We start from the raw sequence: 19,869 nt of genomic DNA on the forward strand, positions 1-19,869 counted from the left end.
GGACGGGCCCGGCGCGGCCCGCGGTGGCCGGCCCCGAATCCCTGCTCAGCGCGACCCTGCACGAGCTGGCCAACCCGCTGAGCCCGGTCCTGGCCGCGGGCGCGGGCGTGTCCGCCGGGCTCGGCTCCGCGCTGGACGCCGTGCTCATCTGCGGCGTGATGGTGGTGGACGCCGTCCTCGGCGGCGCGCAGCGGCGCAACGTCGCGCGGGCGCTGCACCGCCTCACCGAGACCACCGCCATCCGGGTACGGATCCGCCGTCCCACGGGCGCCGTGGCGGGCTTCGCCGACGACCTGGCGCCCGGGGACGTGATCGAGCTGCGCGCCGGCGACGCCGTACCGGCCGACGGGCGGCTCATCCAGGCGGCCGGGCTGGAGATCGACGAGTCCACCCTCACCGGCGAGTCGCAGCTCGTCTCCAAGACGGACACGCCGACCGCGGCGCCCGCCGTCGCGGACCGCACCTCGATGGTCTACGAGGGCACGACCGTCGCGGCGGGCCACGGGTACGCCGTGGTCGTGGCGACCGGAGCGGCCACCGAGGCGGGCAGGACGGCCAGGCTCTCCCAGGAGGGCCCGCCGCCGAGCGGGGTCGAGCTGCGCCTGCGCGCGCTGAGCCGCCGGATCCTCCCGGCGGCTCTCGGTTCCGGCGTGCTCCTGATGGTCGTCGAGCTGGTACGCGGCTCACCGCTGTCCCAGGCGCTCGCCCCGGCGGTGAGCATGATGGTGGCGGCGGTACCCGAGGGGCTGCCGTTCGTCGCCACCGCGGCCGAGCTGGCCTCGGCCAAGCGGCTGTCGGCGCACAACACGCTGGTGCGCAACCCGTCCACGATCGAGGCGCTGGGCCGCGTGGACGTGCTCTGCTTCGACAAGACGGGAACGCTCACCGAAGGCCACATCAGCCTGCGGCGGGTGTCGGACGGCCGGGCCGAGCAGTCGGTGGAGGAGGCCACGCCCGAGCTGCGGGCCATCGTGGGCGCGGCGCTGCGCGCGGGGCCCAGGTTCGAGGGCGGGCGGGCCATTCCGCACCCCACGGACCGCGCGATCGTGGAGGGCGCCGGCAAGCTCGGCGTCACCCCGAGGTACGGCCTGCGTACGTGGCACCGCGTGGACGAGCTGCCCTTCGAGCCGGCCCGCGGCTACCACGCCGTCCTCGGCCGGTCGGAGGCGGGACAGCTGCTGAGCGTCAAGGGGGCTCCCGAGATCGTGCTCACCAGCTCCACGAGCATCGTCGTCGACGGGGAGACCGTACCGCTGGACGATCGGATGAGGCGGCAGCTGGAGGAGGAGGTGGACCGGCTGGCCCTGCACGGCTACCGCGTGCTCGCCGTCGCCGAGCGCCCCGCCTCGAGCCGCGCCGACCTCGACGAGTCGCGCATCGAGAACCTGTGCTTCCTCGGGTTCCTGGGCCTGGCGGACCCGGTGCGCCCGACGGCGAAGCGCAGCGTGGAGGACCTGATGCGGGCCGGCGTGCGGGTCGCCATGCTCACCGGCGACCACCCCAGCACGGCGGAGGCCATCGCCGCGGAGATCGGCGCCCTGAACGGCCTGCGCGTGTTGACCGGCCCGGAGCTGGAGCAGCTGGACGACGAGGCGCTGGCCGAGGAGCTGCCGAAGGTGGCGGTGTTCGCCCGGGTGACGCCCGAGCACAAGGCCCGGATCGTCACCTGCTGGCGCAAGGCCGGCAAGGTCGTGGCCGTGACCGGCGACGGCGCCAACGACGTGCCCGCGATCCGGCTCGCCGACGTGGGCGTGGCCCTCGGGTCGCGCGCCGCGCCGGCCACCAGGGCAGCCGCCGACATCGTCGTGGTGGACGACCGCATCGAGACGATCATCGACGCGATCGTCGAGGGCCGGGCGATGTGGACCTCCGTACGCGACGCGCTGGGCATCCTGCTCGGCGGCAACGTCGGGGAGATCGCCTTCACCCTCGGCTCCAGCCTGCTCACCGGGCGCAGCGCGCTCAACGCCCGCCAGCTCCTGCTGGTCAACCTGCTCACCGACATGTTGCCCGCGATGGCGGTGGCCATCCGGCCGCCGAGCGCCGCGAGCCCGGAGAAGCTGCTGGCCGAGGGCCCGGAGGCGTCGCTGGGCGCCGCGCTGACCAGGGACATCTACCTGCGCGCCATCACCACGGCCGTGGCGGCGGGCGCGGCCTGGGTGCTGGCCCGGACGACCGGCACCCGGGGCCGGGCCGATACGGTGGGGCTCATCGGCCTGGTGGCGGCGCAGTTGCTGCAGACGCTGGCGCTGGGCGGCGGGGATCGCACGGTGGTGCTCGCCTCGGTGGGGTCCCTGGCGGCGCTGGGCGTGATCGTCTCCGTGCCCGGTCTCAGCCAGCTCTTCGGCTGCCAGCCGGTGGGGCCGCTGGCGTGGGGGATCGCGCTCGGGTGCGCCGGGGCCACGGCCTGGGTGACGACCATGATCGAACGGTCGAACGCCCAGGGATAGTCATCTGGAGTTCACCCTATGGACATCCGGTTTCTCACCGTATATACATCTTTCTACCCCAATGTGACTTGAAGCGTAGTTTCAATGAAAAGGTAGAGAGTTGTCTGAATTCCTGGCCTCCCTGCTCGCCAAGGCCGCGATGATGCTCCTCGAGGCACTGCTCGCTCGGTTCGTCCAGAGCCTCGCCGCGTCGATCTTCAGCCCGGCGGGCCTCCGGATCGCCTGACCGCCCCGCGCGCCCGTCCGGCGTTTCTTCGTTGCGCACACTGTTCCCTCTGAGTACAATGTTCGCAAGGGGGAACGCCGTACGCAGCGCGGGGAGATAACGATGTCCACCAGTTGGGACATGAAGGGCACCTGGGACACCAAGGGCCGGTGGGACGTGCACGAGCGGCCCGGCCTGTCACCGGCGGGACTGGACCGGATGCGGCAGGTGCTGGCCGGACATGTCGGGTCCAGGGCCGTACCCGGGCTCGTCGCGCTGGTCGGCAGGGGCGACGAGACGCACGTCGAGGCCCTGGGGACCCTGCACGCCGGCGGCACCGAGCCGATGCGGCGTGACACGCTCTTCCGGATGGCGTCGCTGAGCAAGCCGATCACGGCCGCCGCGGTGATGATCCTGGTCGAGGAGTGCCGCCTGCGGCTGGACGACGCGGTCGACGAGTGGCTGCCCGAGCTGGCCGACCGCCAGGTGCTCAGGAGCATCGACGCGCCGCTGGACGACACGGTCCCCGCGGCCCGGCCGATCACCGTGCGCGACCTGCTGACGTTCACCTTCGGGTTCGGGGTGGTGCCGGCGGCGCCGGACACGTACCCGATCCAGACCGCGATCCGCGAGCTCGGCCTGGACACCACCTCGCCGGACTTCGGGCCGGACGAGTGGATCCGCCGGCTCGGCACGCTGCCGCTGATGCGCCAGCCGGGCGAGCTGTGGCAGTACCACGTCGGCTCCGACATGCTCGGCGTGCTCGTGGCCAGGGTGAGCGGGCAGCCGCTGGAGGAGTTCCTGCGCGAGCGGCTGTTCGGGCCGCTCGGCATGAAGGACACCGGCTTCCACGTGCCCGCCGACCGGATCCACCGCCTGCCCACCAGCTACGCGCACGACCCCGAGAACGGCGAACCGGTCGTCTGGGACGAGGCCGCCGGCGGCAGGTACAGCCGCCCGCCGCTCTTCCAGGCCGGCGGCGACGGACCACCTGACGCCGGGACAGAAGGTCGAGAAGGACGCGTTCGGCGACCACTTCGGCCGGCACGGCGGATACGGGTTCGGCCTGGCGGTCCGCACCCACCGCCGTGACCTGGCCTCGCCGGGCCAGTTCGGCTGGGACGGCGGCCTCGGCACCACCGGGTACGCCGACCCGGCCGAGGACCTGGTCGGCATCCTGCTGACCCAGAGCGCGATGGACTCCGTCCACACACCCCGCCTCCACAAGGACTTCTGGACCACCGCCTACCAGGCGATCGCCTGAGGCCCCGCCGCCGCGCCCCCTCCAAGGCGTGGCGGCGGGTCACCCGTCCTATTCGTCGCAGAAGATGACCACGCGGGCCACCTGCCGCTCGTCCTCGACGGCCTCGCCGGGCCGGCGCCGGCCGCTGGCGACGACGTCGCCGGTGCGCGGGTCGACGACGCGGTAGGCGGTCGGCAGCCCGTCCTCGCGCGTCGGGCGCAGCGCGCCGCCGTGCTCCTGGTAGACCACGTGCAGGCGGCCGGGCACGCGCAGGGAGCGCGGGCTGATGAACGTCTCCCAGTCCGGCTCCATGTCGGTCGTGGGCAGGCCGTCCAGGATCTTGCCGAGCAGCCCGACGTACGTGGAGCCCTCGAAGTCGAGGGACTCGCGCCAGCCGCCCGACGGGGCCAGGAAGTACGGCGCGTGCCCGGGCTCGTCGGCGTGCAGCTTCCACTGCCAGATGTTCGCGGCGCCGTAGACGACGCCCATGGCCCCGCCCGCGCACAGGTTGCTCCACGCCTCGTGGCCCTGCCACCAGCCGGCGGCGTTGGTGACGCTGCGGGTCTGCTCGTAGGTGGGCTCGCCGTTGGCGACGGCCTTGACGGGCGTGTCGCGCCGCATGACCGCGACCCGCTCGGGGACGTGCTCACCGCCGTGGCCGGTCTGGCACCACTGGAAGTCCAGCCAGTCGGCGTCCTGGCAGGCCCGGTTGTCGGCGTGCGGGCGGTAGTGGATGCCGGTGGGCTGCGCGTAGCAGTCCCAGGCATGGACCTCGGCGCCGCCGGCAGCGATCTGCGGCTCGCGGCCGGAGCCGTCGGCGCCGACCAGGTAGATCGCGGGGCGGGCGCCGTAGCGGGCCACCAGGTAGCGGCAGTAGCGGGCGTACTCCTCGGGAGGTACGACCGTGCCGGCCACGTCGAGCCCCTTCCAGCCGAACCCCTGGAAGACCGGCTGGAGCACGGGCACGATCTCGTGCTCTGCCAGGATGTCCAGGAGCCGGTCCAGGTACTGGAAGTAGGCGGGGTTGAGCGCGTTGACGTGGCCGGTGGGCAGGTCCTCGAAGGCGACGTCGAAGCCCTCGTCGGCGGAGCGGTCACGCGGGCCGGCGGCGCGCATGTCGGGCTGGACCGACATCAGCAGCACCGCGTTGAAGCCCTTGGCCTGCCGGTCGGCCGCGTACGTGCGCACCTGCTCCTCGGTGGCCCGCCAGGGCAGGCCCCAGGCGGTGTCGGCGACCATGATCGCCGGGGTGCCGTCGGCGTGCACGAGGCTGCGCCCGCCCGGCGACATGGTCCAGAAGCCGTGCCGCCGGAAGCGGTGCGCGGGCGGTTCGGCGGCGTCCACCTCGATGATCCCGGACGCCCCGCGAAGCCCGCGGTCGTCGAGGGACGCGTCGGTGGTCCAGTGCCAGCGGCCGTGCGCCAGCGGCGAGCTGAACCGGATCCGCCACGTGCGGCCGCCGTCGTAGAACGCCGGCCTGCGCAGGGACAGCCCGGTGTCGTGGGTGAAGTCGGCCCACACCTCGACGGCGGTGTAGGCGTCGGGGAGGTCGGCCGAGGCGGTGAGCGTGATCTCCACCTCGCGCCAGGCTCCCCCGACGCGCGTCACGTCGCCCATCAGCCGTCCACCTGGGCGCTGAGCAGCGCCTTGCGCGCGATGCGCTGCGCGGCCAGGGCGTCCTGGCGGGCCTGCGCCTCGGCGAGGGCGTCCACGTCGAGGACCTGCAGGGCCCGCCAGATCGTCCGCATGACCTCGATGCCGGCGCGGGCGGCCTCCACCGAGTCCTCGCGGAAGGGGAACTGGTCGAGCTGCCAGACGCCCTGCCAGCCGGCCTGGCGCAGGGTGTGGAAGAACTCGAAGGTCTCGACGAGGTGGATGGAGCCCACCACCATGTCGTCGTCCCAGCCGCGGAAGTTGTCGTTGACGTCGATGGCGTAGAGCCGGTCGTGTTCGAGGATGAGCTGGGCCGCGTCGGCCGGGGACTCGAGGCCGTACAGGGAGTGGCCGAAGTCCAGCAGGATGCCGACGTTGGGCACGTCCATCTTCTCGATGGCCAGCAGGGTGCGGGCGGCCGAGGAGAAGGTCATGCGGTTACGCGGCTCGCGCGGCTTGTACTCGATGGCGAAGCGCAGGTCGGGGTGGCGCTGGGCCAGCTCGCGGACGGCGTCGATGGACATCTGCCACAGCGCCTTGTAGTCGGCCTGGAAGGGGTAGTCCCAGCCGTCCTGGCCGGGCCAGAGCTTGACGTAGTCGCAGCCGAGGCGGCGGGCCAGGTCGGCGGACTCGCTGACCAGCTCGATGGCGTCACGCCGGACGGCGGGGTCGGGGTTGGTGAAGCCGCCGCGGGCGAACTTCCTGGTGTAGATCTCCGGCGTCAGCGCGATGGCCCGCAGCCCGTTGGCCTTCAGCCGGTCTTCCAGCTGGTCCACGTCGAGGTCGGCCGGGTTGAAGGGGTAGTTGATGTCGACCACGGACAGGCTGCCGACCTGGCCCGCGCGGTCGATCGCCTCCAGCGTGGAGACGGGCGGGCCGTACCCGTCCGTGGCGTAGCGGTCGCGGAACTGCCCGAAGTGCCAGAGCCCGGCGCCGAACAGTGGTTCTGCTGCCATGCGGAGTGGTCTCCTATCCCTTGATCGCGCCGGCGAGGGCGCCTTGTGTGAAGAAGCGCTGGAACATCAGATAGACGATGAGGACCGGGAGGATGGACATGATGATGAAGGCGTTGAGCTGCCCGTAGTTCGAGGCGAACTGCGACTGGAAGGCCTGCAGCGCCAGTGGCACCGTACGCGCGTCCTGGTCCTGCAGCAGCACCAGGGCCATCCCGTACTCGTTCCAGGTGGCGACGAAGTCCAGGATGAACAGCGCGGCCAGCGCGGGCTTGGCCAGCGGCAGGATCACCCGTACGAACAGGCGCCAGTTCCCCGAGCCGTCGATGCGGGCGGCCTCGTCGAGCTCGCGGGGCAGGGAGCGGAAGAACCCGTACAGGAAGAACACCTGGGACGGGATGCCGAAGGCCAGGTAGGGCAGGATGATCCCGTTCGTGGAGTTCAGCAGCCCCATGCTGGACAGCGTGGTGAACATCGGGGCGATGGCGACCTGCACCGGCACCATCGCGCCCAGGGTGATCACGATGAGCAGGATCCGCTGCCGCTTGAAGCGCAGCCGCGCGATCGCGAACGCCGCCGCGGCCGAGATCATCAGGCCGAGCGGCACCTTGATGAGCGCGATGTAGGCGCTGTTCTCGGCCACGGTCCACAGCTCGCCCCGCTCGGCGGCGGCGGTGTAGTTGTCCCACCGCCACACCTCCGGCAGCGCCCAGATGGACGAGCGGCCGATGTCGGCCGTGGACTTCAGCGAGGTCAGCACCATGAAGGCGAACGGCGCGAGCCAGATGAGCGCGCAGACGACCAGCGCGATCCACAGCCCGATGAGCGGGTAGTTGGCACGGCGGACCGCGTTCATCGCTCGTCCTCCTTCAAGGTCCACATCAGGTACGGCAGGACGAGCGCCAGGGTGATCACGAGGAGCACGACGGCCAGCGCGTTGCCCCCTCCGAAGTTGTGGTTGATGAACGACTGGCTGTAGGACCACAGGGCCAGCACCTGGCTCGACTGGGCCGGGCCGCCGTTGGTCATGCCGACGATGAGGTCGAACACCTTGAGCGAGCTGATCACGGTGAGCACCAGGACGACGGTGAAGGTCGGCCGCAGCGCCGGCAGGGTGACGTTCCGGAAGGTCTGCCAGGCGGAGGCGCCGTCGAGCTTGGCCGCCTCGACCAGGTCGGCCGGCACCGTCTGCAGCCCGGCCAGGAACAGCACCATGGAGAAGCCCGTCGTCTGCCAGACGAAGGCGACGAAGACGGAGTAGAGGGCGATCTGCGGGTCGCCGAGCCAGTCCTGGATCCACGACGACAGGCCGAGGGACGTCAACGTGCTGTTGACCAGGCCGGAGTTCGGGTTGTAGATCCACGTCCACATGGTCGCCACGGCGATCGAGGCCAGCACGGCCGGGATGTAGAACGCCGAGCGCAGCAGGTTGCGGCCGAGGAGCCGGTGGTTGAGCGCCAGGGCGAGCAGCAGGGCGAGCACCGTGGGCACGACGAGCGAGAGCACGACCCAGATGACGCTGTTGCGCAGGGCGGTGTGGAAGACCGTGTCGTTGGTGAAGATGTCCTGGTAGTTCGCCAGTCCGGCCCAGATCTGCGGCACGGTGGGGAAGCCGTTCCACCGCACGAAGCTGAGGTAGATCGCCGAGACGATGGGGAACAGCAGGAAGATCCCGTAGAGCGCCAGCGCGGGCGCCAGGAACGGCAGCGCGCCCAGGACGGGCAGGCCGCGGCGTGGCGTGCGGGGGCGGTGCGAGGGGTGGGTGGGTCGTGACGTGGTCGGGGCGGTGGACACGGTGGCCAAGGCCGCTCCTCCTCGGGTGATCGGACCGGCCGGAGAGCGATCCCCCCGGCCGGTCACGGCTGGTCAGTCCTTATGGGTGTCGATGAACTTCTGCAGCAGCGCGCCCGCCTCCTTGGGGGCGATCGAGCCGCTGGTGACCCCGTTCTGGATGCGCCAGTACTCGGTCGTCACGTCGGTGGGGAAGTTCTGGTCGTTGTTGAGGAAGAACCCCTTGGCCTTGCCGGTCAGCTCGGCGATCTGCGTGTTGATCGGCGCGAGCGGGTTGGCGCCCTTGGTGTCCTTGTTCACCGGGACCGAGGAGAAGACGCCCAGGTACTTGCCCTCCACGGCGGCGGAGGTGAAGAAGTCCAGGAACTTGGCGGCCTCGTCCGGGTGCTTGCTCGTCTTGGTGATGTACATGCCCTCGGAGAAGCCGTAGAGCCGGTCGGTGCCCGTGGGCATCGGGAAGACGCCCACGTTGTTCTGGTCGTCGCCGGCGTCGATGTTCTGCTGGGTGAACCAGTCGCCTTCGAGCTGCATGGCCGACTTGCCCGAGTGGAACATCGCGCCCGCCTCGGCCACCGGCAGGCCGGCGAAGCCCTTGTTGAAGTAGTTGCCCGACCACTGCTTGAGCTGCTCGAAGGACTTGTCCACGCACGGCTGGCCGGCCCAGCTCGTCGCGCGCGTGTTGAGCTTGTCGCCCAGCTCGGCGCCGCAGTTGGTCTCGATGAACGTGTCCAGCAGGCGCATGACGTGCCAGTTGTCCTTGCCGCCCATGGTGATCGGCGTGAGCCCGGCGTCCTTGAGCTTCTGCGCCGCCGTGGCCCACTCCTGGTACGTGGTGGGCGGCGCGCTGATGCCCGCCTTGGCGAACTGGTCCTTGTGGTAGTAGACGACCTCGGTGCGCTGCGTCCAGGGCACGCCGTGGTAACCGCCGTACTGCTTGTACGCCGCCAGGGTCGACGGGTTGAACCGGTCGGCCCACTTGTACTGCTGGTAGTACTTGCTCAGATCGAGGCTCACGCCCGACTTCACGAGCTCGCCGCCGAGACCGGGCCCGGCCCAGTTGTAGTAGATGTCCGGGCCGGAACTACTGCCGGCCGTGGTGCGCAGCGCGTCCTTGTGCGCATCCACCGCGCGGTACTGAAGATCTACCTTGATGTTCGGGTTCTGCTTCTCGAAGTCCCCGATAATCGACTTGAACGCGGCGGTTGCCGTGTCCGCGTTCTGAGTGACCATCCACCAGCTCAGCTTGACCTGCCCCCCGCTGGTCGCGCTGGTGTTGTCTTGGACTCGGCCGCTGCAGGCGGTCAGGAGCAGCGCAGACGCTGCCAGAGCTGCCGCTTTGCTTGGGATGTTCATTGCCTCTCCAGAGGGCTGGAGGCGATTGAATAGCTATTCAATACCGCCTGTCTATTCGAGCGGAATGTAACGTCGGCGACATACAGCCGTCAAGAAGCAGGCGAGTCGCAAGCTTCCGCACCTCATTGACATGAACGCGATGGCGGCCTTAGCTTCAAAATATGCCTAGTCATATTGGAATAGATATTCAAGACGTGGCCCGGTGATGTCGTTGCTTGCCGCCGATCCGACGCGTTCGGCCGTCTATCGCCAGGCGGCCGAGCGGATTCGCCGGGCCGACCGGCACACCGCGGCCGCGGAGCTGGACCAGCTGGCCACGGAGGTGCGCCGGAGCATCATCCGCATGATCGACCGTGCCCAGATGGGGCACGTCGGGGGTGACCTGTCGGTCACCGACATCCTGGTCACCTGCTTCTACGGCGTGTTGTCCGTCGATCCGGAACGTCCGCGGTGGAGCGGGCGCGACCGTTTCGTGCTGAGCAAGGGACACTGCGCCGCCGCCCTGTACTCGACCCTCTCCCACTGCGGCTTCTTCCCCGAGGCCGAGCTGGACACCTTCATGGCCCCGCTGTCGGCGCTCAACGGTCACCCCAACCGCATCAAGGTCCCCGGCATCGAGACCAACACCGGCGCGCTCGGGCACGGTCTGCCCGTGGCCACCGGGTGCGCGCTGGCCGCCAAGCTCGACGGCGCTGACTGGCGCACGTTCGTCGTGCTCGGCGACGGGGAGCTGCAGGAAGGCAGCAACTGGGAGGCGGCCATGGCGGCCGCCCACCACGGCCTGTCGTCGCTGACCGCCGTCATCGACCGCAACCGGCTGCAGCAGGGCGCCAGGACGGAGGACACCAACGCCCTGGGGGCGCTGGACGACAAATGGCGCAGCTTCGGCTGGGAGGTACGCGAGGTGGACGGCCACGACCACCTCGCCCTCCTGCAGGCGATGAGCGGCTCGTCGACCGGCAGGCCGGTCGCCGTCATCGCCCACACGATCAAGGGGAAGGGAGTGTCGTTCATGGAGGACCGCGTGGAGTGGCACCACAAGGTGCCGAGCCCCGACCAGGTCGAAGCGGCCCTCGCGGAGCTGGCACGATGACCGTGACCGACCAGCAGACCGCCTTCGACTGCCGGCAGGACTTCGCCGCGGAGCTCCTGGCCCTGGCCGCCGAGGACGAGCGGATCGTGGCCGTGTGCAACGACTCCGTGGGCTCCAGCAACCTCGTCGGCTTCCGGGAGCGTTTCCCCGACCGGCTGATCAACGTCGGCATCGCGGAGCAGGACCTCGTCGGAGTCGGCGCGGGGCTGGCCAACGCCGGCAAGATCCCGTTCGTGTGCGCGGCGGCGCCGTTCCTCACCGGCCGCGCCCTGGAGCAGATCAAGGCCGACGTCGCCTACAGCGAGGCGCACGTCGTGCTCTGCGGGCAGAGCCCGGGCATGGCCTACGGCGAGCTCGGCCCCACCCACCACTCGATCGAGGACCTGTCCTGGATGCGCGCGGTCGCCGGGCTCGACGTGATCGTCCCGGCCGACTCCGTCCAGACCCGCGCCGCCGTCCGCTGGGCGGCGGCCTCCGGCAGGCCCAGCTACGTGCGCATCCCGCGGTTCAAGGTGCCCGTGGTCACGCCCGAGGGCGCGCCCTTCGAGCCGCGCAGGGCGGTGCTGCTCGCCGACGGCGACGACGCCACGGTGATCGCCATCGGCTCGCTGACCTCCCGCGCGCTGCAGGCGGCCGCCCGGCTCCGCGAGGAGGGCGTCTACCTGCGGGTCCTCAACATGCCCTTCCTCGACCCGCTGGACGAGGAGGCCATCGAGGCCGCCGCGCGGGAGACCCGCGGCATCGTCACCGCGGAAGAGGCCACCATCAGCGGCGGGCTCGGCGCGGCCGTCGCCGCCACCGTCGTCACCCGCCACCCCGTCCCCATGCGCATCCTCGGCGTGCCCCGCGTGTTCGCCCCCACCGGCGACACCGCCTTCCTGCTCGACCACTTCGGCCTGTCCGCCGACGGCATCGTCGGCGCCGTCAAGGACCTGCTGCGCCATGGCTAGCCCGCTCATCCTGGCCATCGACCAGGGCACCAGCTCCACCAAGGCGCTGCTCGTGGACGAGGGCGGCCGCGTCGTCTCCCGCGCCGTCGTACCGGTGGCCGAGAGCCAGCCCCGCCCCGGCTGGGTCGAGCAGTCCGCCGACGAGCTGTGGCAGAGCGTGCGGCGGGCGGTCGCCGAGTGCGTCGGCCCCGAGCAGGCCGCCCGGGTCGCCGGCGTGGGGTTCAGCAACCAGCGCGAGTCGCTGGTGCTGTGGGAGCGCCGCACCGGCGAGCCGGTCGGGCCGCTGATCAGCTGGCAGGACCAGCGGACCGCCGACCGGTGCCACGAGCTGGCCGCCACCGGGGCCGCCGGCCTCGTGCGGTCGGTGAGCGGGATGCCGCTGGACCCGATGTTCTCCGCGCTCAAGGCCCGCTGGCTGCTCGACGCGTACGATCCGGACCGGCGCCGGGCCCGGGCGGGCGAGCTGTGCCTGGGCACCGTCGACTCCTGGCTGCTCAGCCGCCTGGGCGGCGAGCACGTCATCGAGGTCGGCAACGCCTCGCGCACCCAGCTGCTCGACGTCGCGACCGGGGAGTGGGACCCGCGGCTGCTGGAGCTGTTCGGGGTGCCGGCCGAGGTGCTGCCCCGGGTGGTCGCCTCCTGCGGCGCCTTCCCCTCCGTCCGCGACCTCGCGCCGCTGCCCGACGGGGTACCGGTGCTGGCGGTCATGGGCGACTCACACGCCGCGATGTTCGCCCACGCCGGCTGGCGGCCCGGGGTGGTGAAGGCCACCTACGGCACCGGCTCCTCCGTCATGGCCATCGGCGGCCCTCCGGACGCGCCCGGCCTGTGCCGCAGCATCGCCTGGGACCTCGGGGACGGTCCGGTTCATGCCGTCGAGGGCAACATCCGCGCGACCGGTCGCACCGTCAGCTGGCTGGCGGAGCTGTTCGACGTGCCCGCCGACGTGCTGCTGGCCGAAGCCGCCGACCCGGGCGACGTCCACTTCGTGCCCGCCTTCGGCGGCCTCGGCGCCCCTTGGTGGGACCCGGACGCGAGCCCCGTCATCATCGGGCTGACGCTCGCCACCCGCCGGGCCCAGCTCGTCGCCGCCGCCCTGGAGGCGGTCGCCTTCCAGGTCGAGGACGTGGTAGCCGCCGTCGATCAGGCCGTCGGCCAGGTGAGCGTGCTCATGGCCGACGGCGGCCTCACCCGCAGCGACCGGATGATGCGGCTCCAGGCCGACCTCAGTGGCCGCGCCGTCGCCCGCTCCGGCGAGCACGACCTGTCATGCCTCGGCGTGGCCGACGCCGCCGGGCTCGCGGCCACGCTGTGGACGCTCGGCGAGCTGGAACGGCGCCCGCGACCCGCGGACCGGTTCGAGCCCGCCCTGGACGAGACGGACCGCGCGGCCAGGAAGGCCGCCTGGCACGAGGCCGTGCGCAGATCCCGCCCCTCCGGTGAAGGGAGCAGCACATGACAGCAACGGCGCCGACCCCCCGTCGGCGCGTCCCCATCCGCTGGATCATCACCGCGGCCCTCGCCGTGCTGGTCGTCCTCATGGCCGTCAGCACCGAGTACCGGACCGCCGAGACCGCGGCCGCGGCGGCTCCGAAGAAGTTCGACCCGGCCGCGTTCGGGGCCCAGAACTACGAGGCAAAGATCGTCCCCGCCGTCAAGAGCGCCGCCGTCGACCTGCCCGTCCTGCTCGACGCCCTGGCCGCCGACAAGGACGCCGCGAGCCAGAAGTACGGCAAGCGCCAGGGCACCGGCCCCTACACCTTCGCCGTCAAGGTGACGGGCGAGGCCGGCGCGGCCAAGTCCGGGCTGCTGCCCGTCACCGTCAAGGGCCTGCCGGACGGCACCCGGGTCTCCGTGCAGATCGGACCCGCCATCAACGGCACCGCGCTGCGCGACGCGGTGGGATTCATCACGTTCGGCCAGTTCACCAACCAGGTGGAGTACGCCGACGCCGCCACCGCCCTGAACAACCAGCTGCGCGACAAGCTGCTCAAGGGCCTGGACGCGGCGGCGCTGGACGGCAAGCAGATCTCCGTCACCGGGGCGTTCACCCTGCTCACCCCCCAGACCGTCACAATCACGCCGGTGGCGATTTCATGACCGGCCCCGTCCTGCGGGCCGGTGAGGTCACCAAGGTGTACGGCGGCACGCACGCGCTCAAGGGCGTCGACTTCGACGTGGCGCCCGGCCGCGTGACCGCGCTGTTCGGCGAGAACGGCGCCGGCAAGTCGACCCTGATGAAGATCCTGGCCGGAATCGAGCAGCCCACCACCGGCCACGTCGAGCTGGACGGGCGGCCCGTGCGGCTGCACTCCTCCCGCGACGCGGCCGACCAGGGCATCTCCATCATCCACCAGGAGCTCAGCCTCTGCCCCAATCTCAGCATCCAGGACAACCTGTTCCTGGCTCGCGAGGTCCGCACCGCGTACGGCTCCATCGACCGCAAGGCGCAGCGCGAGGCCACGGCCACCGTCCTGCACCGGCTGGAGGAGGACATCGACCCGGACCGGCTCGTCGGCGACCTGCGCCTCGGCCAGCAGCAGCTGGTGGAGATCGCCCGCGCGCTGCTGCAGCAGGCCCGCGTCCTCATCATGGACGAGCCGACCTCGGCCCTGACCGCGCCCGAGGTCGACGTGCTCTTCCGGGTGATCAGGGAGCTGACCGCCGCGGGCGTCGCCGTCGTCTACATCTCCCACCACCTGGACGAGGCGCTGGAGATCGCCGACGACGTCGTGGTGCTGCGCGACGGGCGGCTGGTCGCCACGGCCCGGGCCGACGAGGTCGACATCCGCTGGATCGTCGAGCAGATGGTCGGCCGCGACCAGGACACGCTGTTCCCCAGCCGGGAGCCGGTGCTCGGCGAGGAGGCGCTGGCCGTCCGCCGGCTCACCGTGGCCGACCCGGCCGTCCCCGACCGGCTGGCCGTGAACGGGCTGTCGCTCAGCGTGCGCGCGGGCGAGATCGTCGGCGTCTACGGGCTGATGGGCTCCGGGCGCACCGAGCTGCTGGAGACGCTGGCGGGCCGCCTGCGGCCGTCCTCCGGCGAGATACTGCTGGACGGCGTGCCCCTGCACGAGGCCGGGATCCGCGACCGCATCGAGCGGGGCGTGGTGCTGGTGCCCGAGGACCGCCAGCGCGACGGGCTCGTGCAGACCATGTCGGTCGGGCAGAACCTGTCCCTGGCCGCGCTCGGCACGTTCGTCCGCGGCCTGTTCGTCTCCCAGGAGCGCGAGCGCGCCGCCGTCACCCGCACCATCACCGACGTCACCGTCAAGACCAGCGGCGCCCAGGCGGCCATCGGGTCGCTGAGCGGCGGCAACCAGCAGAAAGTGATCATCGGAAAGGCGCTGCTGACCGGGCCGCGCGTCCTGCTGCTGGACGAGCCGTCCCGCGGCGTGGACGTGGGTGCCAAGGCCGACATCTTCGAACTGATGGCGGCCCAGGCCAGGCGGGGCCTGGCCGTGCTGTTCACCACATCCGACGCCGAAGAGGCCCTGCACATCCCCGACCGGCTGCTCGTGCTCGCCCGCGGCGCCCTCGTCGGCGAGTTCCGGCACGGCGAACTGACCCGGGAGGAACTGATGCGCGTGTCCGACGGCGGAACCCAGGACGGTTCGTCATGACGGCGACGGCGACCACCGCGGCCCCCGAGCAGGCCGCCACCCGGGCCCGCCGCCTCTCGCTGCTGAACGTGGCATTCGAGCTGCGCGCCTTCATCGCGCTCGCCGTGCTCATCGTCATCTTCGGCCTGCTGTCGGACTCCTTCCTCACCGTCCCCAACCTGATCACGATGACCAAGCACGTCGCCATCAACGGCGTGATCGCGCTCGGCATGCTGCTGGTCATCCTCAAGGGCGGCATCGACCTGTCCGTCGGCTCCATCGTGGGCCTGTCCGGGGTGGTCGCCGGTGAGCTCCTGCAGGGTCTGCACGTCGGCGGCGTGATCGCCTACCCGCCGGTGTGGGTGGTGATCGTGCTGTGCGTCGCGGTCGGCATGGCGGTCGGCCTGATCAACGGGATCCTCGTCACCCGCTTCAACGTGGCGCCGTTCATCGCCACGCTCGGGATGCTGTACGTGGCCCGCGGCGCGGCGATGCTCATCTCCAACGGCGCCACCTACCCCAACCTGGGCGGCAACCCGGCGCTCGGCAACACCGGCTTCGAGCTGCTCGGCAGCGGGCGGCCGCTCGGCCTGCCCACCTCCATCTGGATCATGATCCTGCTGGCCGTGGCGGCCGTGCTGCTGCTGGCCAAGTCCCCGTTCGGCCGCTGGCTCTACGCCACCGGCGGCAACGAGCGGGCCGCGGACCTGTCCGGCGTGCCGATCCGTCGGGTCAAGACGATCGTGTACGTGATCTCCGGGGCCTGCGCGGCGGTCGCCGGGCTCATCATCGCCTCGGAGCTCACCTCGGCCGCGCCGCAGGCCGGGGAGACGTACGAGCTCAACGCCATCGCGGCGGTGGTCATCGGGGGCGCCGCGCTCAGCGGCGGCCGGGGAACCGTGCGCGGCACCCTGGTCGGCGCGTTCGTCATCGGCTTCCTCGCCGACGGCCTGGTGATCCTGGGCGTGTCGACGTTCTGGCAGATCCTCATCAAGGGCGCGGTCATCATCCTCGCCGTGATGCTCGACCAGGGCCAGCAGCGATTCAAGCGACGGGGAGCCGCCGCGGCGGCGGTCGCCGCAAGCAAGAAGCACGACTGAACCACAAGGAGACACCATGCCCCCCACCCGCATCGTCACTTTGGCACTCTCCGTCCTGCTCGGCTGCACCACGCTCGCCGCCTGCGGCAGCGCGGAACAACCCGCCACCAGCGCGTCCGCGAGCAGTGGCGGCGCGGCCGCCGGCGGCCTGATCGCGATCATCACCCCGTCGCACGACAACCCGTTCTTCAAGGCCGAGGCCGAGGCGGCCAAGGCGCAGGCCGAGAAGCTCGGCTACCAGACGTCCGTGGCCTCCCACGACGACGACCCCAACAAGCAGAGCGAGCTGATCGACGCCGCCATCTCCCGCCAGGCCAAGGCGATCATCCTGGACAACGCGGGCGCCGACGCCTCCATCGGGCCGGTCCGCAAGGCCGCGCAGGGCGGCATCCCGGTCTTCCTGATCGACCGGGAGATCAACGCCACCGGCGTCGCCAAGGCCCAGATCGTCTCCAACAACTCCCAGGGCGCCCAGCTGGTCGCGCAGTCGTTCGTGGAGGCGATGAAGAGCAAGGGCAACTACGTCGAGCTGGTCGGCAAGGAGTCCGACACCAACGCCAGCGTCCGCTCCAAGGGCTTCGCCGACGTGATCTCCCAGTACCCGGACATGAAGCCGGTGGCCAAGGAGAGCGCCAACTGGGACCAGCAGGAGGCGTTCACCAAGATGGAGACGATCATCCAGAAGAGCCGCGACATCCAGGGCGTCATCGCCGGCAACGACACCATGGCCCTGGGCGCGGTCGCGGCGCTGAAGGCCGCTGGGCTGCTGAAGAAGGTCGTGGTCGTCGGCTTCGACGGCAGCCCCGACGCCATCGCCGCCATCAAGGCGGGCGAGATGCACGCCACCGGGCTGCAGCCCGCCGCGCTCGGCGCCACCAGCGCCGTGGACCAGGCCGACCAGTTCATCAAGACCGGCAAGACGGGCAAGGACGAGAAGCAGTCCATCGACTGCGAGCTCGTCACGGCCGACAACGCCGACGAGTTCGGGGTGTTCGCCAGGAAGTGACCCCGCCGGGGTCTCCGCCACGGTGGTTCGGACAATAGGCTTCATTCAGGAGTGAATAGAAAGGAGTACGCGGTGGTCCAGAACGCGGAACGCAGGCGCGACACGACCAAGGATCACCTGCGCCTCCTGGCCCGGGTCGCGCGCATGTACCACGAGCAGAACATGCGCCAGCCCGAGATCGCCGCCACGCTCAACATCTCCCAGCCCCGCGTGTCCCGCCTGCTCAAGGAGGCGGTCACGCGGGGCATGGTCCGCACGGTGGTCACGCTCCCCGAAGGGGTGCACACCGAGCTGGAGGAGGAGCTGCAGCGGCGCTACGGGCTGCGCGACGCCGTGGTCGTGGACGTCGAGGACTACCAGGACGACGTGATCCCGCCGCTGGCCTCGGCGGCCGCGGCCTACCTCGGCGTCACCTTCACCGGCGGCGACGTGATCGGCATCTCGTCCTGGAGCGAGACCCTGCTGGCCACGGTCGAACGCCTGCCGCAGAAGAACTCCCAGGTCGCCGACCGCGTCATCCAGCTGGTCGGCGGGGTCGGCAGCCCCGAGGCGCAGGTGCACGCCACCCGGCTGGTCGCCCGCCTGGCCAACCTCACCTACGCCCGGCCGATCTTCGTCCCCCTGCCCGGCGTGGTCGCGACCACCGCGATCCGCGACGCTCTGCTGGAGGACCCCAGCGTGAAGGACGTGCAGGCGCAGTGGCACGACCTGACCGTCGTGCTGGTCGGCATCGGCAGCCTGGAGCCCTCGCCCCTGCTGCTCAGCAGCGGCAACGCGGTCAGCCAGGCCGACCAGGAGGAGCTGCGCGGGCTCGGCGCCGTCGGCGACGTCTGCCTGCACTTCTTCGACACCACCGGCAAACCCGTCGACTCGGGCTTCGACCAGCGCGTCATCGGCATCGACGCGCCGACCTTCCGCGCCGTCGAACGCCGGGTCGGGGTCGCGGGCGGCATGCGCAAGCTCTCCGCGATCAAGGCCGCGATCGAGGGCGGCTGGGTCAACGTCCTCATCACCGACCTGACGATCGCCCGCCTCCTCTGCTCCTGATCTGGTTACGCTGGGTCCATCCGAACAGGGGTGATGCCGGTGTCCGATCAGCAGGCTCGCGAAGCACCGATCAATCGCCTGGCCCGCCGCCTGGCGGCCGCGATGGGCGTCTCATGGTTCGTCGGCGCGGCGTGGATCGTTCTGTACTACCTGGACCCCACCCTCCCGGTCCTGGCTGACCTGGGCAACTGGAACCTGCTGGCCGGGTTCGCCCTCTTCCTGCTGGGCGTGGCGTTCGCCCTGGCCCTGCTGGTGACGGTGATCGTGCGGTCGGGGCGCCGGCCCTAGGCGGGACGGCCCAGGTCGAGGCCCGCCAGATCGGCGCGCGAGGAGATCCCCAGCTTCGGGTACGCCTTGTAGAGGTGGAATCCCACCGTCCGCGGGCTGAGGAAGAGCTGGGCGCCGATCTGCCGGTTCGTGGCGCCCGTCGCGGCGAGCCGGACGACCTGCAGCTCCTGAGGGGTCAGCGCGTCGAGCGGTTTCGCCGCCACGCCGAGCTCCGGCAGGTCGGCGCGGGCGCCGGTCGCGGCCAGCTCCGTACGGGCCCGTTCGGCCCAGGGGGCGGCGCCCAGCGCGGCGAAGCGGCCCATCGCCGATCGCAGCTGCGCCCCGGCGTCGGAGCGCCGGCGGGCCCGCCGCAGCCATTCGCCGTACAGCAACTCCGTCCTGGCGTGCTCGAACACCCGCCCGCCCCGGGCGTGCCACTCGAGCGCCGCGCTGTAGTGGGCCTCGGCCTCGCCGCGCGGGGCGAGGAGAGCGCGGCAGCGATGCGCGACGGCGGTGGCGCCCGGCCGTCCGCTGGCCGCCGCCCAGGCGTCGAACCGGGCGAACGCCTCGGCCGCCCGGCCCGGGTCGCCCAGCCGGGCGCAGGCCTCGACGTGGTCGGCCATGGCGAAGGTGACGATCACGGTGTGCCCGAGCGGGCCGTCGAGGATCCGCGCCATCCGCTCGGCCGCCGCGTCGTACCGGGCTCGTACCAGGTCGAGCAGGATCAGCGCGCAACCGCCCCAGCCCGATCCGTGGCGTTCCCGCGCGGCGCCATCGGCTTGGCCGGCGAGCCGTACGCACGTGTCGTCCTCACCCTCGACAGCGGCGAGCCACGCCAGGATGCCGTGCAGATGCCGCAGCCGCCCCGCCTGACCGGTGTCGTGGGCGATCCGCCAGGCCTCGGCGCCCGACTCCGCCGCCTCCGCGTGCCTTCCCCGCAGGAGCTGCGCCTGGGTGAGGAGCTGCAGGGCATGCGGCAGCGCGCCGATCAGGCCCTGCTCCCTGCAGGCGGCCACGCGCGCCGCGGCCAGCTCGCAGGCCGCCTCGTCGTCGCCGGTCATCAACGCGCCGAACACCGCGTACGTGCCGGCGACCGGGTCCGTGGCGGCGCGCGGCGAGATGGCGGCGCGCATGAGCGGCAGCCCCGCGGCCGGGT

The 19,869-nt window shown here is 71.5% G+C and carries 18 protein-coding genes; 12 read left to right on the forward strand and 6 right to left on the reverse strand.

Translation table 11 applies throughout. The annotated features are described in order from the left end of the window. From ACWDX9_RS44840 to ACWDX9_RS44850, 3 genes are all read left to right on the forward strand, one after another. Positions 1–2,450, forward strand: a 2,450-nt coding sequence (locus tag ACWDX9_RS44840; protein ID WP_449966063.1) for a cation-translocating P-type ATPase, incomplete at its 5' end; no start/stop codon positions are given. A 100-nt stretch (positions 2,451–2,550) separates the two neighbouring features. Continuing rightward, positions 2,551–2,676: a hypothetical protein gene (locus ACWDX9_RS44845; protein WP_350726089.1), complete on the forward strand. Its 126-nt coding sequence runs from the start codon at positions 2,551–2,553 to the stop codon at positions 2,674–2,676. A 102-nt stretch (positions 2,677–2,778) separates the two neighbouring features. Next, positions 2,779–3,747 carry a serine hydrolase domain-containing protein gene (locus ACWDX9_RS44850; protein ID WP_449966065.1) on the forward strand — a complete coding sequence of 323 codons (969 nt, stop codon included), beginning with the start codon at positions 2,779–2,781 and terminating at the stop codon, positions 3,745–3,747. A gap of 220 nt (positions 3,748–3,967) precedes the next feature. Here the strand turns inward: ACWDX9_RS44850 and ACWDX9_RS44855 are convergent, their stop codons facing one another. From ACWDX9_RS44855 to ACWDX9_RS44875, 5 genes are all read right to left on the reverse strand, one after another. Further along, positions 3,968–5,515, reverse strand: a complete 1,548-nt coding sequence (locus tag ACWDX9_RS44855; protein ID WP_449966068.1) for an apiosidase-like domain-containing protein — start codon at positions 5,513–5,515, stop codon at positions 3,968–3,970. Further along, a complete protein-coding gene (locus tag ACWDX9_RS44860; protein WP_449966071.1) occupies positions 5,515–6,507 on the reverse strand; it encodes a sugar phosphate isomerase/epimerase family protein in 993 nt (330 codons plus the stop codon). Before ACWDX9_RS44860 ends, ACWDX9_RS44855 begins: the two co-directional genes overlap by 1 nt. Positions 6,508–6,520: 13 nt before the next feature. Continuing rightward, positions 6,521–7,360, reverse strand: coding sequence for a carbohydrate ABC transporter permease (locus ACWDX9_RS44865; protein ID WP_449966073.1), 840 nt, complete (start codon positions 7,358–7,360; stop codon positions 6,521–6,523). Next, positions 7,357–8,298, reverse strand: coding sequence for a carbohydrate ABC transporter permease (locus tag ACWDX9_RS44870; RefSeq protein WP_357733646.1), 942 nt, complete (start codon positions 8,296–8,298; stop codon positions 7,357–7,359). Before ACWDX9_RS44870 ends, ACWDX9_RS44865 begins: the two co-directional genes overlap by 4 nt. A 72-nt stretch (positions 8,299–8,370) precedes the next feature. Then, on the reverse strand, positions 8,371–9,525 hold the full coding sequence (locus tag ACWDX9_RS44875) for an ABC transporter substrate-binding protein (RefSeq protein WP_449966076.1): 1,155 nt from the start codon (positions 9,523–9,525) through the stop codon (positions 8,371–8,373). A gap of 328 nt (positions 9,526–9,853) precedes the next feature. On the opposite strand from ACWDX9_RS44875, the gene ACWDX9_RS44880 reads away from it, so the two are divergent. From ACWDX9_RS44880 to ACWDX9_RS44920, 9 genes are all read left to right on the forward strand, one after another. After that, complete coding sequence (locus tag ACWDX9_RS44880) at positions 9,854–10,741, forward strand: transketolase (RefSeq protein ID WP_449966079.1); 888 nt, start codon at positions 9,854–9,856, stop codon at positions 10,739–10,741. Beyond that, positions 10,738–11,691, forward strand: a complete 954-nt coding sequence (locus tag ACWDX9_RS44885; RefSeq protein WP_449966081.1) for a transketolase family protein — start codon at positions 10,738–10,740, stop codon at positions 11,689–11,691. The genes ACWDX9_RS44880 and ACWDX9_RS44885 overlap by 4 nt, the downstream gene beginning before the upstream one ends. Continuing rightward, complete coding sequence (locus ACWDX9_RS44890; protein WP_449966083.1) at positions 11,684–13,150, forward strand: FGGY-family carbohydrate kinase; 1,467 nt, start codon at positions 11,684–11,686, stop codon at positions 13,148–13,150. The genes ACWDX9_RS44885 and ACWDX9_RS44890 overlap by 8 nt, the downstream gene beginning before the upstream one ends. Beyond that, positions 13,147–13,791, forward strand: a complete 645-nt coding sequence (locus ACWDX9_RS44895; RefSeq protein ID WP_449966086.1) for a DUF2291 family protein — start codon at positions 13,147–13,149, stop codon at positions 13,789–13,791. The genes ACWDX9_RS44890 and ACWDX9_RS44895 overlap by 4 nt, the downstream gene beginning before the upstream one ends. Beyond that, a complete protein-coding gene (locus tag ACWDX9_RS44900) occupies positions 13,788–15,314 on the forward strand; it encodes a sugar ABC transporter ATP-binding protein (protein ID WP_449966089.1) in 1,527 nt (508 codons plus the stop codon). The genes ACWDX9_RS44895 and ACWDX9_RS44900 overlap by 4 nt, the downstream gene beginning before the upstream one ends. Beyond that, positions 15,311–16,393 carry an ABC transporter permease gene (locus ACWDX9_RS44905; protein ID WP_355197748.1) on the forward strand — a complete coding sequence of 361 codons (1,083 nt, stop codon included), beginning with the start codon at positions 15,311–15,313 and terminating at the stop codon, positions 16,391–16,393. The genes ACWDX9_RS44900 and ACWDX9_RS44905 overlap by 4 nt, the downstream gene beginning before the upstream one ends. A gap of 16 nt (positions 16,394–16,409) precedes the next feature. After that, on the forward strand, positions 16,410–17,399 hold the full coding sequence (locus tag ACWDX9_RS44910; protein ID WP_350726115.1) for a D-ribose ABC transporter substrate-binding protein: 990 nt from the start codon (positions 16,410–16,412) through the stop codon (positions 17,397–17,399). A gap of 72 nt (positions 17,400–17,471) precedes the next feature. After that, on the forward strand, positions 17,472–18,446 hold the full coding sequence (locus ACWDX9_RS44915) for a sugar-binding transcriptional regulator (protein ID WP_350726117.1): 975 nt from the start codon (positions 17,472–17,474) through the stop codon (positions 18,444–18,446). 39 nt (positions 18,447–18,485) lie between these two features. Then, the gene (locus ACWDX9_RS44920) at positions 18,486–18,734 is read left to right on the forward strand and encodes a cell division protein CrgA (protein ID WP_449966092.1); all 249 of its coding nucleotides are present in this window, start codon (positions 18,486–18,488) and stop codon (positions 18,732–18,734) included. Here the strand turns inward: ACWDX9_RS44920 and ACWDX9_RS44925 are convergent. Then, positions 18,731–19,869 (reverse strand): helix-turn-helix transcriptional regulator (locus ACWDX9_RS44925; RefSeq protein WP_449966095.1); only part of this gene is annotated, 1,139 nt, incomplete at its 5' end. The genes ACWDX9_RS44920 and ACWDX9_RS44925 overlap by 4 nt on opposite strands.

Source organism: Nonomuraea sp. NPDC003201 (assembly GCF_053590415.1).